Source organism: Chitinophaga skermanii, assembly GCF_003259335.1.
Lineage (GTDB): Bacteria > Bacteroidota > Bacteroidia > Chitinophagales > Chitinophagaceae > Chitinophaga > Chitinophaga skermanii.
The window spans coordinates 641,701-663,687 of the sequence record NZ_QLLL01000003.1 but is presented as its reverse complement, the minus strand read 5'-3'; the positions used below and the strand labels follow the sequence as shown (position 1 = coordinate 663,687).

Here is a 21,987-nt window from a genome sequence, read left to right as displayed (position 1 = left end):
AATAACGCGTTAGGACAATAATGTATTTGTTTATTTTCTATATTATTATTAATTTTAATTTCAGATTGTAGAAAATTGAGGCCATATCGAACAAACCAATTACCTATGAAGACTATTTACACTACTGATTTTCAGGCACTTAGTAGCATCCTGAAGTTTTCAAGACGACTAACAATTTCATTAACCGGACAGGGAAAACCCCATTAACACACCCTCCCTTTCGACCAGTTTTTTCACACAATTGTTAGTATGATGAGAAGATTTTTACGCTATTTTTTCCTAGTCCTATTCGCTTTCGTTGCCACAAGGGCATCGGCACAAACCGCGACATTCTCCGCACCAAGCAGGGTATGTAAGGACAGTTATGCTTCCATGCACTCGTATTTCACAAACACAGCGGCTGTGAATGGTGTTACTTGGACGATTACTGCACCCAACGGAACCACTGTAAACGGGCCGTTTCGGTACGGAAGTAATAACAGCAGGTCCATTACCGTGGTATTAACCCAAACGGGTACCTATACGGTGAAGTTGGATATGCGAAACTCCAGTAACCAAACCCGGACCGTTACCAAGACGATTACGGTGTACGACTGTGCTATTGAGAAGTGCTTGGGTACTTATACCAGTGCTAATAACTTCAAGGAAACCTTTGGTACATTCGCTACCGGTGGCCCAAGACGTGATTTGCCAGCAGGTACTATTACCTATAATTACCAATCTACAAATAGTTTAACAGATAACGAGTATTGTGTTTATTACAACTCAAGATCCGGTGGTAGACCGGAATGGGTAAACTCTGGTGACCATACCGGTGATACAAATGGTGGTATGTTGATCGCTAACTCTGATTACGATGCACGTACCTTCTACACAAAAGAAATTAATAACCTTTGCCCTGGTGCAGTATATAACTTTACCGCTTGGTTCCAAAACTTGAACGGTTATGATGTATTCACGAATAACTGTCAAACTGATTATAAATATGCCGGTGTAACCTTCAATATCCGTAACAAATCAAACGGTGCGTTAATTAAAAGTTTTACTACCTACGACGTATCGATGGACTTGAATGGTCCAGCTTGGCAACAATATGGTGGTTCTATCCGCCTTCTACCTGGTCAAGAAAGTTTGATTCTTGAAATTGTTAACTTAAACCCGGGTGGTTGTGGTAACGATATTGCGATTGATGATATCGCTTTCGAATATTGTGCGCCGAAAATCTTCTCCTACATTGATGGATTAAATTATGATAAGGATGCGATTTGCCAAGGGGCGCCGATCCGGCTAACCTCGGAGATTGACCCGATCAACTATTTCCAAGATCCTGTTTACTTCTGGCAAACTTCAACAAATGGAACAACCTGGACTACTGTAAGTGGTGCCGGGTATTCTGGTATTAATACCCCTACCCTCGACATCGCTAGCGGCGTGTTGAATAACGTGGGGACTTACTATTTCCGTTTAATGGTAAACGAAGACGGTAACAGCAACGCTTGTTACACGCCTTCGAACATGGTTGTATTAACTATATTAGCTAAACCTCAAATCACTGTAACCGAACCTCGAATATGTGAAGGGAACTCGACAAAACTTTCCGTGAGTCCCACCAACTATGACGCCTATAGCTTTACCGGGCCAAACATTACCCCGATAGCCGGCGTGAACTACGAAGTAAATGTTAAACCAACTGTTACGTCGAACTACTCTGTAGTAGCAACGGCAAACTATGGTAATGGTAAAAGTTGTTCTGAAACAACTTCCGCAACGATCATCGTAGACACAAAACCAACCGTCAATCTCGGTCCAAACATCACCACGTGTGTAAACAATCCAATTACACTCGATGCAGGTGATCAAGGATCGAATACTATATTATGGACATGGACGGGAACATCCAGTGGCTCACAATCTGGTGGTAGAACTTTAAACTTCACCCCCACTACAAACGGTACATGGAACTATGTAGCCACTGTTACAAACGGTGCCTGCGTGGTGAAAGATACTGTTGTGGTTACTGTAAGCGCTGCTCCTACTGCAACGATTACTACTCCTACTTCTCCATTATGTGTAAACACAGTATTGGTAAGGGCTGGTGCAGTAGCTAACCCGAACGTAGGTTCATGGTCAATTGTAGGTGATCCATTAGGCGCTACCTTATCGCCTGGTTCAGCAGCTAACCAAGTCAACGTAAACAACCTTCCTCCAGACCAGCCTGTAACGGTTCGTTGGACGGTAACGAATACGTCGTTGACAAACTGTTCGAGCTTCCGCGAAGTGGTGGTAACTTATAAAGCACCTCCTGGTCCATCCGATGCCGGGCCTGATCAAACACAATGTGGATCCAACGTATTCACTATGGCGGGAAGTACACCAGCTGCCGATGAAAACGGTAGATGGACGGTTATTTCAGGTACTGCTACGATTGGAACAGCCACTAGTCCTACCTCAACTGTAACCGTAACAGGTTCTCCAGCTAGGTTAGTGTGGACATTAAGACATAATGATAACAGTTGCGGTACCGGTGCTGATACAGTTGTATTAACTACAGCTACTGCACCTACTTTGAATGTAGGTGCTGGTATTGCTACTTGTATTGGAGCAACTGGTGCAAATGTAAACGTACCATTTACTGTTACAAATGCACCTACTCGTTACGACTTAGTAGCTAGCACGCCAAACGCGTTACCTGGTTTTACCAACATTACAAATGCAGCCATTGTTGCTAGTCCTTTAGTTATTAATATACCAGCAGGTACTCCAGCAGGTGTATATAACTTTACTATGACGGTTCGCAAAGACGGTGTAAACTGTAGTGCTACCCAAAACTTCACGGTAACTGTTAACGAAGCTTCTACCACACCAACAGTAAGTGCACCGCCTGCTTCTATTTGTGCGGGCACTTCTGCTACCTTATCTATTACAGCAGGTTCTGTAGGAACCGGTGGTAACTGGACTTGGTACAGCGGCTCTTGCGGTGGTACTTTAATCGGCAGCGGCCCTAGCGTAACGGTAACGCCTTCTGTAACTACTACTTATTATGTACGTGCAGAATCTGCTGGTGCTTGTGGTAATTCTACTTGTGTTCCAGTTGTAGTAAATGTTGATGCAACACCAACAACTGCAAATGCTGGTGGTAGTAAAGAACAGTGTAACACAGCTACCTTCACCATGACGGCCACTGCTCCAACTGTAGGTACCGGTACATGGGCGATCGTAAGTGGTTCTCCTACTATTAATAATATTAATAGTCCTACTACTACCGTAACAGTTCCAGTTGGTACAACAGCTGTTATTACATGGACAGTTAGAAATGGTGCTTGTACATCTAATATAGATACCATAACGCTGAGAAACTTAAACCCAATCAGCAACAACACCATTAGCAGCGCACAACAAATTTGTGCTGGTAATACAGTAAACCCATTAACGGGTGCATCACTTTCAGGTGGTAACGGTACATATACTTACGTATGGGAACGCAGCACTACCAGTGCAACTGGTCCTTGGACTACCATTCCAGGTGCTACTAGCGCCACGTACACCCCAACAAGTGTAACACAAACAACTTGGTACCGCCGAACAGTTACAAGCGGCGCTTGTTCTTCCGTGAGCAACGTAATTGCTGTAACTATTTATTCGAATGCGCCAGTAGCTACTAATCCAGCACCAATTACTACTAATTGCGTAAGTGGTACTGATTACACAACTTTATTTACAGCGCCTACCTTTACACACGCTGATGGTATTGCTTTCACAGTAGCGTTTAGAGATACAACGATCAACGCTGTATGTGTAACAACTATTAGACGTACTTGGACGGCTACAGATATTTGTGGTAAAACTGGTACAGCATCACAAACGATTACTGTACAAGATACTACAAGACCAACTTTCACAGGCGTTCCTGCTAACGTAACAGTTAGCTGTGAATTGCCAATTCCAGCAAGGGTAAATCCTACTGCAACAGATGCATGTTCTACTCCAACGGTTGTATTTAAAGAAACAACGGCTGTGGGTACTTGTCCTGTTAAACAAATAATTAGACGTACATGGGTTGCAACAGATGCTTGCGGAAACGTAGACTCTGCTGTTCAAATCATTACAGTAACTGATACAGTTAGACCTACATTTGTAAACCCTCCTGCTAACAAAACAATTAGATGTACCGACGCAAACCCGGTAGACGTATTAACCGCAACAGATAATTGTGGTGCGGCTACGGTGGTTTACCAAGGACAAGTATTGAGCGGTACATCTTGTAACCGTATCATTGTTCGTACTTGGAAAGCAACAGATGCATGTAATAATGAAACAGAATATCACCAAACCATCACTGTAATAGATGATGTGAAACCGGTGTTTGATTTTGTACCTGCGAATGTTACATTAAGTTGTGAGCAGCCTCGTCCTGTAGTAAATGCTACTGCAACAGATGCTTGTAACAATGTAACTGTTCGTTATTTGGGTGAAACAAGAATAAACGGTGCTTGTAACAATACCTTCACGCTTACACGTAAATGGGTAGCAGAAGATGATTGTCATAATACAGATACTGCCACTCAAATCATCAACGTAGTTGATAACACAGCTCCAACTTGGACAAGCTTACCAGCAGATGAGAATCTTTCTTGTGAAGACCCGATCGATATGCCAACAGTTACAGCAACTGATAATTGTGGTACAGCAACGGTAACATTGGTAAGAACAGATAGAGTGAATGGCGCTTGTATTAATTCGTATGAATTAAGACGTTTGTGGAGAGCGACGGATGAATGTGGTAACTTTATTGAGCACACGCAAGTGATTACAGTAACCGATAATACACCGCCTACTTGGGATGCTTTACCACCTACGACCCTTTCGGTTGAATGTGATAATATTCCTGCACCGGATGTATTAACTGCTACTGATAATTGTGGTAATGCCCGCGTTACTTACTTAGGTGAAGTAGCTAGCGGCGCTACATGTGCCCGTGTTTTAACACGTACTTGGAGAGCCACTGATACTTGTGGTAACTTCGTTACATTCACCCAAACCATCAATATTTCAGATAATACGAAACCGGTATTTACTAGTACACCAGCCAATGTAACCGTTTCTTGTGAAAGCATTCCTGCTATAGCAACGCCAACTGCTACAGATAACTGTGGTACCCCACAAGTACAATACTTAGGCGAAGTAAGAACCAACGGCTCTTGCTTGAACAATTATTTCTTAACACGTACTTGGAAAGCGGTTGATTCCTGTGGTAATGAAGAAACAATTTCACAAATCATCACTGTAATCGATACAACAGCGCCAGTATTACATGGTACGCCGGCAGATACAACAGTGAACTGTGGTAATGTTCCTGCTCCTGCTAACGTAACGGCTACAGATAATTGTAATCCAGCTCCAAGAGTTGTGTTTACAGAAGTTACCATCCCTGGTGCTTGTGCGAATGCGATGACAATCGTTCGTAGATGGACTGCTACAGATACTTGTGGTTTAACTTCACAGTATATCCAAACCATCACGGTACAGGATACTACTCGCCCAACCTTCAATAACTTACCTAATAATATTACGATTGATTGTGGTGATGCGATTGTTGATCCGGTTGTAACAGCTAGTGATAACTGCGATACAAACCCAACCGTAACATTCACAAAAAATCGTACAGCAGGAACTTGTCCTACTATTGAAGTGTGGACATATGTTTTCACTGCTAGAGATGCTTGTGGTAACACTTCAACAGCTACAAGAACTATTACTGTACAAGACACTACGAAACCAACCTTCGTTAACTTACCTGGAAATACTACAGTTGATTGTGGTACTACAGTGGTTGATCCAGTAGTAACAGGTGCCGATAATTGTGATCCGAACCCAATGGTAACATTGACGAAGAGAACAATTGCTGGTACTTGTCCTATTAAAGAAGTAATCGAATACACCTTTATAGTAAGAGATGCATGTGGTAACGCTGATACAGCCAGAAGAACTGTAACAGTACAGGATACAACTAAACCTGTATTAGTAGGTGTTCCAGCAGCTATCACGGTTAACTGTGATAACGTTCCAGCCCCAGTTACTGTAACAGCTACAGATAATTGCGACCCGAACGTACCGGTAGTATATAACCAAACAAGAACAAACGGTGCTTGCCCTAACACCTACACCTTAACACGTACTTGGACAGCGACAGACCTTTGTGGTAATACCATCACGGGTACTCAAATCGTAAGCGTTCAAGATACGACTAGGCCAGTATTCGTAAACTTACCTGCTAACAGGACAGTTGATTGCGGTACAACAATCGTTGACCCGGTTGTTACAGCGACTGACAATTGCGATGATGCTGTTGCGGTGGTAATGACAAAAACTTCAGTAGCCGGCACATGCCCAACTATCGAAACCATTACTTACACGTTCACTGCTACTGATTCTTGCGGTAACGTAGCGACTGCTACTAGAACCCTAATTGTTCAAGACACTACCAAGCCTGTTTTAATTGGTGTGCCATTAGACAGAACAGTTGATTGCGGATCGCCAATCGTTGATCCAGTTGTGACTGCTAGTGATAATTGTGACAATTCAGTAACTGTAGTAACAACGAAATACACAGTAGCTGGTACTTGTCCAATTAAAGAACAAATCTTCTACGTATTCACAGCAACTGATGCTTGTGGTAATATCCAACGCGATACAACTATTGTTACTGTTCAGGATACAACTAGACCAGTATTAATTGGTGTTCCTGCAGCCATCACCGTTAACTGTGATAACGTTCCGGCCCCAGTTACTGTAACAGCTACAGATAATTGCGATCCGAACGTACCGGTAGTATATAACCAAACAAGAACAAACGGTTCTTGCCCTAACACGTACACCTTAACACGTACTTGGACAGCATCAGACGTTTGTGGTAATACTATCACAGGTACACAAATCGTAAGTGTTCAAGACACAACAAGACCAGTACTCGTTAACTTACCAGCTAACAGGACAGTTGAATGTGGTACTCCTATTGTTGATCCAATTGTTACTGCCACTGATAATTGTGATGCTGTTGTTCCGGTAGTTATGACGAGATCTTCTACAGCAGGTACTTGTCCGGTTATAGAAGTCATTACTTACACATTTACAGCAACAGATTCTTGTGGTAACACAACAACGGCTATTAGAACTGTAACTGTTGAGGATCATACGAAACCAGTATTTGTTGATTTCCCTGCTGATACAACAGTTAATTGCAGCAGCATCCCTGCTCCTGCTATCGTAACAGCTTCTGATAATTGTGATGCAAACGTAACCATCACTGTAAACGATGTTGAGAAGAATAAAACTTGTGAAGGTTCATTTATCATCGAACGTACATGGACGGCTACTGATGATTGTAACAATAGCTTTACAAGAACACAGATTATCACTGTTCAAGACACTACTAAACCTACATTTACTTTCGTACCTGCAGCGGTAACCGTTTCTTGCGAAAGCATTCCTGCATTGGGTACTCCAACAGCAACGGATAACTGTAGCAATGTAATCATCACTTACTTAGGTGAGGCGAAGAGCAACGTGATTTGCGATAACAGCTATACATTAACACGTACTTGGAGAGCGGCTGATAATTGTGGTAACGAAGCATTCGCTACACAAATCATCACTGTTCGTGATACAACTGCACCAACATTCATTGCTGTTCCTGCAAACGTAACAGTTGAATGTGATCAAATCCCTGCAATTGTTACACCTACTGCTACAGATAATTGTGCAGGTAATGTAACGGTTACTTTGATTGGTGAAGTGAAATCAAACATAGTATGTGCAACTAGTTATACATTAACACGCACTTGGGTTGCTGCAGATGTATGTGGCAATAGAGATACCGTAAGCCAAGTGATCACGGTGGAAGATCATTCATTGCCAACTTTCAATAACACACCTGCGAACGTTACTGTATTATGTGGTAACATTCCTGCTGTACCAACAGTAACAGCTTCTGATGCTTGTGGTACTGCTAACGTGATTTATGAAGGTGAAACAGTGAAAGACTCTATTTGTGCAAATGGTTACACCATCGTTCGTACATGGAGAGCCGTTGATTCTTGTGGTAACTTCGTGGTTGCTACGCAAGAAATCACAGTTGTAGATACGGTTAAACCAATGTTAACAGGCGCTCCTGCAAACGTTACAGTTGAATGTCATAATATCCCAGCTCCTGCCACTGTTGTAGCGACTGATAATTGTGATACGAACCCAACAGTAACCATGACAGAAACTCGTATTGATGGTGCATGTTTGAATGCTTACCAATTAGTACGCGTTTGGACCGCTCGTGATGCTTGTGGTAATACAGATTCAGTAAGACAAATCATTACGGTTCAAGACAATACTCCTCCAGTATTGAATAACCGCCCAGCAAACGTTACAGTTGAATGTAGCAGTATCCCTGCCCCTGCCACTGTAACTGCTACTGATAATTGTAGCGGCAACGTTAGAATCGATTACCAACAAACGATCCAACCTGGCACTTGTGAAGGTCAATACAACTTGCTCCGCACATGGACAGCGACAGATACTTGTGGTAATTCAGTTAGCTATACACAAACAATTTTTGTAAGAGATACAACAAGACCAGTGATTACCGGTGTTCCAACCGATATTACAGTGAGCTGTGATGCAGACTTAACACCTGCTACACCAACAGCTACTGATAATTGTAGCGGTGCGAAATTGGTATTAACTGAACAAATCACGAATGTACTTTGCGAAGGTTCTTATACCTTAACACGTACTTGGACAGCAACTGATAGCTGTGGTAACGTTGCAACAGCAACACAAGTTATCACAGTACGCGACCAAGTATCGCCAGTGTTCACATTCGTTCCTGCCGATACCACAGTGAATTGCGGTGCCACTATCCCAGTTGGTACGCCAATCGCCACCGACAACTGTTCAACGGTAAGCTACACTTACGTTGATAACAGGATTAACGGTAACTGTATCGGTAACTACACTATCGAGCGTACATGGACAGCTACCGATAAATGTGGCAACTTCACCAACGCTAAACAATTCATCACAGTAAGAGATACAGTAGGCCCAGTTATCACAGGCGTTCCTGCAGACACAACTGTACAATGCGATAACATTCCTGCTGTAGCAACACCAACGGCGACTGACAATTGTGGTACCGCCACTATTTCATTCAGCACTAACATCATCGACCGTGTTTGCGATAACACTTACACGATCGTGAGAACTTGGGTGGCTGTAGATGATTGTAATAATGAAACTAGAAGAGAACAACGTATCCGCGTAATCGACACTGTACCTCCTGTATTCACAGGTGTGCCGGCTAGCGTAACTGTAAACTGTGATGCTATTCCCCCGGTTCGTCCGCCAGTAGCAGCAGATAATTGCAGTAACGTAACCGTTACTTATAGAGAAAGATTTAGCGATACTTTGTGCTTAGGTTCATACACCATTACCCGCACATGGACAGCGACAGATCTTTGCGGTAACACAACTGATGCCGTACAAGTAATCACCGTACGTGATACTGTTCCACCTGTATTTAACAATGTTCCACAAAGCGTAACCGTAGCATGTGATGCTATCCCAGCGTACGTAGCTCCTACAGCTATCGATGTTTGCGGTACCGCTACTGTAACAATGGTAAGAACAGAAACAATAGGTAACTGCCCAGGTAACTATACTATTAAATATGTATGGACTGCTACAGACCTTTGTGGTAACACAGCAACAGCAGAACAAATTATCACTGTTGAAGATAAAGTTGCGCCGGTGTTCACTGGTATTCCTGCAGCTGTGACCGTAGATTGTGGTCATATTCCTGCGGTTGCCAACCCAACAGCAACAGATAATTGTTCAACAGCAACCATCACGTTCAGACAGGATTCAATCCCAGGTGCGTGCATTGGTTCATACCAAATTAGAAGAACATGGACAGCTACAGATAGCTGCGGTAACGCTCATGCTGAATCGCAATTAATCACGGTTGTTGATACACAAGCGCCAACCATCGTAGGTGCTCACCCAGATATGACCGTTGATTGTAGCAACATCCCAGCTGCTCCATCATTAACAGCGTTTGATAATTGCGGTACAGCTACAATCACTTTACACGTAGATACAATCGCCGGTGCATGTAGAGGTTCATACGATATCCGTCGTACTTGGACAGCCGTAGATGATTGTGGTAATACTTCAACTGCAGAGCAAATCATCCACGTAAGAGATACAAAAGCACCAGTATTAAGTGGTATTCCAGCAAACGTACAAGTAGAATGTGGTCATATTCCTCCAGTAGCTACACCAACAGCAACTGACGATTGTGGTACTGCTACGGTAGTATTCCAAGGCGACAGAATCGTGCCTGGTACATGCGAAGGTAGATACCAAATTATCCGTACTTGGATTGCAACAGATGATTGCGGTAATAGCAGCAGCCAATCACAAACAATCAACGTAGTAGATACACAAGGCCCTGTATTCAGTGGCGTACCTGCTAGCGTAACGGTTAATTGTGGTAACGTTCCTGCGGTTGTTACACCAACAGCAACAGATTCCTGTAGCACAAACGTAAACGTAACTTTCATCGAAACAACAAATGCAGGTGCTTGCGCTGGTTCTTACTCGATCCTACGCGTTTGGACAGCAACTGATGCTTGTGGTAATATTTCATACGCTCGTCAAACAATCACTGTAATTGATACGGTACCTCCAGTAATTATGGGCTTACCTGCTGAAATTACAGCAAGCTGTGAAAACGTACCAGGCTTCACAACACCAACAGCTACCGACAACTGTAGCGGTGCTAAGTTGACATTCAGAGATACTAAAACAACCACTGCTTGCCCGGGTGAATACACATTAACCCGCGAATGGACAGCTGTAGATAGCTGTGGCAACAGAACGATTGCTAGCCAAGTGATCAAAGTAATTGACACAATTCCTCCTGTATTAACGGGTATCCCTGCAAACGTAACGGTAGAATGTAACAACATCCCGAACGTAGCAGTGCCAACCGCAACAGACAATTGCTTAGCTGTAACAGTTACTTATAGAGCTGATACCGTACGTGGCAATTGTGCAGGTAGATATGAAATTACCCGTACATGGACAGCAACAGATGAGTGTAACAACTCAGTTTCAAGATCACAAGTGATCACGGTGGTAGATCAAACCGCTCCTGTATTCACACACGTACCGGGTCCTATCACTGTAGATTGTGATAACGTAGGTACAATCGTTGAACCAACAGCCAACGATAATTGTGGTACAGTAACCATCACATACAGAGATTCTACAGTAGCAGGTGCTTGTACAGGTTCTTACAGAATTATCCGTACATGGACAGCTACAGATGATTGTGGAAACGCAGCTAATGCTCAACAAGTCATCACTGTAGAAGACCACAAAGCGCCAATCTTCACATTCGTTCCAGCGAACATCACTGTTGAGTGTAGCAACTTGCCAATAATGCAACAAGCTACAGCTACCGACAATTGCGGTACTGTAACTATGACATACGCAGAAAGAAGAGTGTCGAGAGGTTGCCCTAACAATTACGATATCATCCGTACTTGGACAGCAACAGACGATTGTGGTAATGCTGAAACAGCAACTCAAACAGTTACCGTACAAGACGTAACGCCTCCGGTAATCACCAACATCCCAGCTGCTATTACAGTACAATGTGGTAACATTCCGTTACCGGTTGATCCTACAGCAACGGATAATTGCGGTGATGTAACCATGACAATGGCCGAGGTAGAAATCGCTAGATCTTGCACAGGTACATATACATTACAACGTACATGGACAGCTACCGATTCTTGCGGTAATACAGCTACAGCTACACAATTAGTATATGTAGTAGACGACCAAAAACCAGTATTCAGCAACGTACCGGCAGATACAACCATCACATGTGAATCATTACCATTCATGGTGGTTCATCCAGATGCAACTGATAACTGTGGTACTGTTGACTTAGTAATGCGTGAAACTAGAGTGTTGGGCACATGCGACAACCAATACACCATTGTTCGCACATGGACAGCAACCGATGATTGCGGTAACTTCGATACTTACGTTCAAAGAATTAACGTAGTTGATACAGTAAAACCAGTTATCACAGGTTTACCAGCTAACTTAACTGTTACTTGTTACGATGCTGTACCACCAATGCCAACCTTGTACGCAACTGATAATTGTGGAACAGCTACCTTGGTAGCAAGACAAGATACAACAGGTGGTGCTTGCCCTGGTAACTTCACTATTACTAGAACATTTACAGCAACAGATGCTTGTGGTAATACTTCATCTGTATTCTACACAATCACTGTTCGTGATACCATCGCACCGGTTATTACAGGTGTACCAGCCAACATCCGCGTTTCATGCGAAGGTGAGGCGCCAATGGGTACTCCAACAGCTACCGACAATTGTGGATCAGCTACTATCACGTATGCAGATACGAAAGTACCGGGTACATGTGCCGGCAACTATACCATCAACCGTGTATGGACAGCGAAAGACCAATGTGGTAACACATCAACAGCTACACAAGTCATTACAGTATATGATAGCATCGCACCGGTATTAAGAAATGTACCAAACAACGTAACAGTTGCTTGTGACAATATCCCGGCGGTGCCTGTAGTTAGTGCAATCGACAACTGTAGCGGCGCACGCGTTACAATGGTGGCAGACACAGTACAAGGTGCTTGCATCGGAAGCAAAGTGATCCGTCGCACATGGACAGCCGTAGATAGCTGTGGTAACACATCAACTGCTACACAAACAATTACGGTAGAAGACCGCGTAGCACCGGTTATCACAGGTGTTCCAGCTAACATTACAGTAAGCTGTGATAACATCCCTGCTCCTGCAACACCAATCGCTACCGATAATTGTGGTACAGCAACCATTACCATGAGAGCAGATACTGTACTCGGATCTTGCCCAGGTGCTTACAGAATTACACGCACATGGACAGCCGTAGACGATTGTGGTAATACTTCAACAGCTATTCAAACAATAGATGTGGAAGACAGGGTACGCCCAGTATTCTCTAACGTACCAGGTACAATCACAGTAGATTGTGATAACATCCCTGCTGCTGTTGCACCAACAGCTACCGATAACTGTACCAATGTGACTGTAACTATGCGTGAAGACACAACAGCTGGTAGATGTGCAGGTACTTACACGATTACACGTGTATGGACAGCAACAGACGAATGTGGTAACCAAGCAACCGCAAGACAACAAGTAAATGTTGTAGACAGGAAAGCACCAACCTTCACATTTGTACCGGCATCGGTAACAGTAGAATGTGACGCAGTGCCTGCTTACGTTCCTGCAACAGCGGTAGACGCTTGTGGTAATGCAACAGTAACTGTTACAACACAAAGAATTAACGGTACTTGCGCGGGTAACTACACTATTCGCTACACTTGGGTGGCAACTGACGATTGTGGAAATAGATCTGCAGCTGTAACACAAACCATCAATGTAGTTGATAGAACTAAACCAGTATTTACTTACATCCCTGTCGATACAACTGTTTCTTGCCAGTTCGCGCCATACAAAGGCACACCTGTAGCAACTGACGCTTGTGGTACAGTAACCATCACTTCTTCAACTCGTAAAGAAGACGTTACATGCACCGGCAGATACACATTAATTCATACGTTTATCGCAACAGACGCTTGCGGTAATAGAGATACAGCGGTACAACGCGTAACAGTGATTGATACAACTGGCCCGGTTATTACAGGTATCCCTGCAGAAGCAACAGTACCTTGTAATAACATCCCAAGATTCGTAACACCTACAGCAACGGATAATTGTGGTAGCGCTAGCTTGACATTCACCGATCAAAGAATCGATGGCAGCTGTGCTCGTAACTACACTATGATCCGTACTTGGACGGCTACAGATGATTGCGGTAACACAACAACTGCTCAACAAATCATCCACGTAGTAGATAACCAAGCGCCTGTATTCACTGGTGTACCAGCAAGTGTAACGGTAGCTTGTGGTGCAGTACCGCCGGTGCAACACCCAACTTCTAAAGATGCTTGTGGTACGGTTACGCAAACATTCAGCGAAGTGATCATACCAGGTTCTTGCCCAGGCAATTACACGATCACACGCACTTGGATTGCAACCGACGATTGTCTCAATGCTGATACAGCCGTACAAGTAATCACCGTAGTAGATAATGTGAAACCAGTGTTGAACGGTGTGCCAAGAAGCGTAACAGTAAGCTGTAGCCAAATCCCGGCTGTTGCAAATGTTACAGCAACTGACAACTGTAGCACTGCTACCTTCACATTCAGAGAAGATATCATCAAAGGCGCATGCCCTGGTAACTACACGATTGAACGTGTTTGGATCGCGGCAGATTCTTGCGGTAACGTCGACTCTGCAAAACAAGTGATTACTGTGGTTGACTTCACGAAACCGGTTATTACAGGTGTACCTGCTAACGTAACGGTAAATTGTGATAACATCCCTGCTCCTGCTACACCTACAGCAACCGACGAATGTAGCGGCGCAACATTAACAATGGTAGCAGATACCGTAAGAGGTAACTGCCCAGGTAACTACACCATTAATCGTACATGGATCGCGGTTGACTCTTGCGGAAACGAAGAAAGAGCAACACAAGTGATTACAGTACAAGATAGAATTAGACCTGTATTTACATTCGTACCGGCAGACGTAACTGTAAGCTGCGATAACATTCCTGCAGTAGTGCCACCAACAGCAACTGATAACTGTTCTAACGTAACAATTACGATGACAACAGACACAATCAAGGGCAGCTGTATTGGTCAATACACTATCGTACGCAAATGGACGGCTGTAGATGAATGTGGTAACCCAGCAACAGCACAACAAACAATTACTGTTGAGGACCACACAGCGCCAACATTCGATCGTATCCCTGCCGATACTACGGTAGATTGTAAATCTGTACCAAGCCCAGCAACAGTTACTGCAACTGATAATTGTGGAACTGCAACGGTAACAGTACAAGAATCTAAACAAGTAGGCGCTTGCGCAGGTACTTATACCCTCACCCGTCTTTACACAGCGACTGACGATTGTGGTAACAGTACAACACATACACAAATCATTACCGTTCGTGATACAACAGCACCGGTATTCACTTTCGTACCAGCTGATACAACCATCAATTGCGACCAAATTCCTTATATAAGTAACGCGGTAGCAACGGATGATTGCGGAACGGTAACCATCACAGTAGATAACCGCAGAACAAACGGTAGCTGTGATAATAATTATACCATCACACGTACATGGACAGCTACAGACGATTGCGGTAACGCAGTAACTGCTGTACAAACCATCCACGTACAGGATACTACTAAGCCTGTTATCATGGGAGTTCCTGCAAACGTTACAGTAGAATGTGACAACATTCCAGCTGTAGCAACACCGGTAGCAACTGATAATTGTGGCACAGCGGGTATCGTGTTCAGAACATTCGAAACACCAGGTACTTGTGTAGGTACTAAAGTGATCACGCGTACTTGGATTGCAACAGATGCTTGCGGAAACGTTGATTCAGTTTCTCAAATCATCACAGTAGTAGATACCAAAGCGCCAGTATTCACTAGCCGCCCTGCTGACGTAACAGTGAGCTGTGAAAACATCCCTGCTAATGCTAACCCAGTAGCAACGGATAATTGTAGCACGATCACTTACACATTCAGGCAAGACACCACTAGCAAAACATGTGCGAATACTTACACGATCGTTCGTACTTGGATTGCTACGGATGAATGTGGTAACGCAGATTCAGTTCGTCAAACCATCACTGTTCGCGATATTACTGCACCAACATTCTTAACACCTGTTCCTGCTAACGTAACAGTTGAATGTGACGCAATTCCAACACCGGTTACAATGATTGCAAACGATAACTGTACAGCTTCTTCAAATATTACGATCACTGTACAAGACAATATCGATTCAATCCCAGGTGCTTGCGGAAACAATTATATCATCCGCCGCGTATACACGGCAACCGACGAATGTGGCAACTTCACATCTCTCACACAAACTATCCGTGTGGAAGACCACAGCAAGCCTTCATTCACACTTGGTGCGCCGGCTGACACAACGGTTGATTGCCATGCGATTCCTTCAATGCCAACTACATTACCAGTAAGTGACAACTGTAACCCAACAGGCATGAACGTAACAGTAGTAGGTAAAGAAGTACGCGTAAACATCCCAGGTGCTTGTGCAAACAACTACAAATTGATCAGAACATGGACAGCAACAGATGCTTGCGGTAACGTAGATTCTGTTTCTCAAACCATTACCGTGGTAGATCGTACTGCACCTACTTTCGTAGGCACTGTACCGGCTAACATCACGATCAATTGCGATGAAGACTTAACACAACCGGATTTAACTGCTGTTGACAACTGTAGCGATGCTACAAAAGTGACGGTAACTAAAAACCAAGTAAGACAAGCTATCCCAGGTGCTTGTGCAAACAACTACCAATTAATTAGAACATGGACAGCCACCGACGAATGTGGTAACGATACTACAGTTACACAAATCGTAACCGTAGTAGACAACACGAAACCAACATTCACGACCGCTGCTCCTGCCGATACAACTGTACAATGTGGTGCTGTACCAACCCAACCGGATTTAACAGCTACCGACAACTGTACGCCTGCTACAGATTTAGTAATCACGAAAGCAGAACGCATCGATACTATCCCAGGTGCTTGTGCAAACAATTATAGAATTGTACGTACATGGACTGTAAGAGATCTTTGCGGAAACGACACTACGTTGACTCAAATCATCACCGTAGCAGATACAACGAAACCGGTATTCAACATGGCGGCTCCAGCCGATACAACCGTAGATTGCCACGCGATCGTTCCCCAGGTCGATCTTACAGCAACCGACAACTGTAGTGGTAACGTAGCCGTTGTGAAATCTAGCAACGTGGAAATTATCCCGGGTGCTTGTGGCAAAAATTATGTAATGATTTACACATGGACGGCCACTGACGCTTGCGGAAACGTAGCTGAACTACACCAACGCGTAACCGTACAGGATACTTCTAAACCAGTGTTCACGGTAGTAATACCAACAGAACTCACCGTGTCTTGCGACAGCATCCCAGCATTCGAAAACTTAAACGTAATCGATAACTGTGGCAACCCTGGCGACATCACGGTAACAAGAACACAACGCTTCGAAGATATCCCTGGCGCTTGTGCAAATGATTACAGGATTATCCGTACATGGACTGCAACCGATCTTTGTGGTAACACGGCTGTGTTCACACAAACAATCACAGTAGAAGATCGTATTGCACCAGTATTCGATATGACTATGCCTACAGATACAACGATCAACTGTGGCGATGCATTACCAACAGCTCCAGCTATCACAGCAACAGATAAATGTAGCCGTGTGAAACCAGTGGTAACATTCACTGAAACAAGAGAAGATGGTAACTGTGCTGGTAACTATGTAATCGTTCGCTACTGGTCGGCGCAAGATAGCTGTGGTAACAAAGTAGAACATACACAACGTATCACGGTTCAAGACACTGTGAAACCAGTATTCACTACACCGGCTCCAGCTAATCAAGCTGTATCTTGTAACAATATCCCGGTACAAGCCGACTTAACAGCTACTGATAACTGTTCTGGTGTTACGATCACAAAATCGAACTACACCATCCCAGCTACTAACGGTTGTGCAGGTGGTTACCAATTAGTATATGTATGGACGGCTACAGATGGTTGTGGTAACGCAGATTCAACTCGCCAAATCATTACGGTAATTGATGATGTGAAACCAAGAATCACCAGCCCAATCCCAGCAGATACAACAGTTGATTGTAGCAACATTCCTGTGGCACCAGTATTAAATGGTATCGACGATTGTGGTAGCATCACTAACTTACCGGTAACTGTAAGAGATTCTATCATCCTTATCCCAGGTGCTTGTGCAAACAACTACAGAATTGAGCGTAAGTTTATTGTAACAGATGCTTGTGGTAATTTCGAAGAGAAAATCCAAATCATCACCGTTCAAGATACTATCAAGCCTCAGTTCTTGAACCCGCCTGCCGATACAACAGTAGAATGTAACGCGATACCGGCTCAAACGAACCTCGCTGTTACCGACAACTGTTCTGATGCTAGCAAAATCACCCAATCATTCGGCTTCACGATCGAAAGAGAACCAAATGCTTGTGGTAATAATTACGATATCATCCGCACTTGGACTATTGTTGACGAATGTGGATTGACATCAACACATACACAAAGAGTACGTGTAAGAGATAACTCTAAACCAAGATTCTTACAACCGGCTCCTGCTGATACAACCGTAATGTGTGATAGAATTCCGCCGATGAACCAAGTATTGTCTGCGGTTGACAACTGCTCTTCTCCTAGCGATATCATCGTAACGAGAAAAGAAGTGAAAGACACAACAAACGGTCACTGTAGCTACGTATTAATCCGTACATGGACAGCCACTGACCTTTGCGGTAACGATACAACATTAACACAACGTATCACAGTACTCGATACCGTACGTCCTGTGTTCACATCTCCAGCTCCAGCTGATGTAACAGTAGATTGTGGTAACATTCCAGCACCGGTTGTAATGACGGCCACCGACAACTGTACAGAATTGAAAGACCTTGTGTTCTCACACTTCGATTCAACAGTAGCAGGTGCATGTGCTGGTCAACAAACAATCACACGTACATATGTTGTGAAAGATAAATGTGGTAACCAAGCAACTGCAGTTCAAATCATCCACGTGGTAGACACTACTAAACCAGTGTTCACCGGTACGGCTCCTGCCGATGTAACGTTGGATTGTGGTCAAGTACCGGTTCAAGTAACCATCCCTGCAGTGGATAACTGCTCTGGTGTGAACGTGGTAATGTCACAAGACACGGTTTACACGCCAGGTGATTGCAGAAACTCTTACCAATTGATTCGTAAATGGACAGCTACGGATGGTTGTGGTAACACTACAGTATTGTCACAAACCATTACAGTGATCGACCGCGTAGCGCCAACGTTCACAACAACGAAACCGGCTGATGTAACAGTAGATTGTGGTAATATCCCTGCTCCTGTTAACATGAGAGCGATCGATGCTTGCAGCGGTCAAGTGTACGATGTAGCACCGAAAGATTCTATCATCAACGTAGAATGTGCCAACACTTACATGATCGTAAGAACTTGGATGATTACCGACGAATGCGGCAACCCAGCTATCTTAACACAAAACATTAAGGTAGAAGACAAAGTGAAACCTGTGATCAACACGAACGGTTTACCAACCAACGTAACGATCTCATGTGGAGCATTGCCACCAGTTGCCACATTAACAGCAACCGACAACTGTACATTACCGGCAAACATTGTGTGGAAAGATTCTACATACGCTGAAACTGTAAACGGTGCTTGCGTAAACGGTGCATACAAAATTGTACGTGTGTACACAGCAACCGACGAATGTGGTAACTTCTCAACATTCACACAAACATTCAATGTAGTAGATACTGAGAAACCAAGATGGGTAATCGCTCCGCCAGCTGATACTACATACAACTGCGAAGATTACAACTACTTCGTACCAAATGTAACAGCAATCGACGATTGCGCAGGTAATGTAGCGGTAACGCATACATTCACGAAAGACTACATGTCTGCTACTTGCTTAAGCTCATACATGATTAAACATACTTGGACAGCGAAAGATGCTTGTGGAAACACCATCTCTCATACACAAGTGATTACTGTACTCGATAACAAGCGTCCAGAATTCACCATCCAAGTACCTGCAACACTCACAGTAGATTGTAACAATATCCCGGTTCAAGTTAGTATCCCAGCAACGGATAACTGTACACCGGCTACCGATATCAAATACACTGTAAGCAGCAGAATCGTAGGTGATCCAAAAGCTTGTACATACCAAATCGTTCGTACATGGACAGCAACTGATTACTGTGGAAACGGCAACGTGATGACACAAACCATCACTGTTCAAGACACAACAGCGCCTGTGATTGCACAAGCTCCGGCTGATATCACCCTTAACTGCGGCGATGCCATCCCTGCTCCTGCTACGCTTAGCGCAACTGATAATTGTGATGCTACGTTCCCACGTAACGCTACCTTCACACAAGATCCTTACACGGTTGATAACTGTAACGGTTATACCATCATAAGAAGATGGAACATCGCTGATGCTTGTGGTAATGTAGCGGTTGAAAGAGTACAACGTATCGTAGTAAATGGTTGCGGTCAACCGGTTCTCGGTCCTTCCATCCCTGCGGTATGCGCTAGCAACCCAGTCTTCACAGTTCCTGTGGTAGGTACGGTGCAAAACCCAACTTACACATTGGTATCTGTAACACCGGCCGGTGCTGTTCAAACACCACTCTCTCAAGCTAGCAACCAATTCAACTTGGGTAACGCTACAACAGCTACCTTCACTGTGAAAGATGGTGTAAGCGGATGTGTAAGCAACCCAGTATCGTACACATTACAATACAACCCTGCTCCTTCAGTGGATCTCGGACCAGATGTAAATGTTTGCGGTACTACAACCCAAGTAACACTCGATGCAGGTAACGCAAATGCAGGCTACCAAATTAAATGGTCTACAGGTGCTACCACGCAAAGAATCACGGTGAACCAAGCAGGTACTTACTACGTAACCGTAAGCAATGGTACTTGTGCGGCAACCGATACCATCAAAGTAATCGTAGGTGAATTAACACATACTGATATTCCAGACAAGTTGATCTGTGTAGGCGGTTCTACAACAATCGACGCAACTACAACCGGCGCTACTTATTTATGGAACACCGGTGCTACCACTGCTAAGATCACAGCTACTGCTGGCGGTACTTACTGGGTACGTATTGCGAAAGGCGCTTGTACGATCACCGATACAGTGAAAGTAACAGAGGTTACGCCACCAAGCTTAAGCCTCGCTACCGACACCACAATTTGTCCGAACTCTTCTATCGTCATCAGGGCACTTACCAATGCGCCAATCGTGAAATGGTCTAGCGGCGAAACAACGCCAATGATCGTAGTAACCAAACCAGGCGATTACACGGTAACAGTTAGCAACGGTGCTTGCGTACTCTCTGCTGTTATCCATGTGAAACCTCGCCCTCAAGCAACGCTCGAACTCGGCCCAGACCGCTACATGTGTGCTGGCAACCGTATCACGATCGATGCTAGAACACCGGATGCTGCGAACTACTTATGGAACGACGGCGATAGAAACCCAATCAAAGTATTCGATCAACCAGGTCAATATATCTTGACAATCCTCGATAGATATTGCGATAACGTGATTGCCGATACATTGAACATCTTCACCGGCGGTATTCCGAAGGTAGACCTGGGTAGAGATACAGTATTGTGCGCAGGTACAACAATCACACTCAAACCAACATTAACAGATGTAAGCACTTTACGCTGGAGCGACGGATCAACTGGCAAAACGCTCACGATCACGCAACCAGGTACATACACTGTTCAAGCGTTCAACGATTGTGGTACTGCTAGCGATATCATCAACGTGGTAGGTACTATCTGTGAATCTGATCCGACTATACCGAACGTATTCTCACCAAATGGCGACGGTAAGAACGACATCTTCAAGCCAGGTATTAACGGCCCGATGTATAACTACGAATTACGCATCTACAACCGTTGGGGTCAATTGATCTACACTACCAACGATGCCACAAAAGGTTGGGATGGTACATACAATGGCCAACAAGTAGAAATCGGCACTTATGTATGGTGGTTAAGCTACAGCAAATCACAAAACGGCCAACTCTACGTTCTCAAAGGCGATGTAACCGTAATTAGGTAATTAGCTTTTCTTTCACTAACA

1 protein-coding gene is annotated in these 21,987 nt (G+C 44.0%); it reads left to right on the top strand.

Annotation, left to right across the window (positions count from 1 at the left end):
- Positions 1-249: 249 nt before the first annotated feature.
- Positions 250-21,966 (top strand): HYR-like domain-containing protein, encoded by a 21,717-nt coding sequence (locus tag LX64_RS10395; protein ID WP_148707270.1) that lies wholly within the window; start codon positions 250-252, stop codon positions 21,964-21,966.
- Positions 21,967-21,987 lie beyond the last annotated feature (21 nt).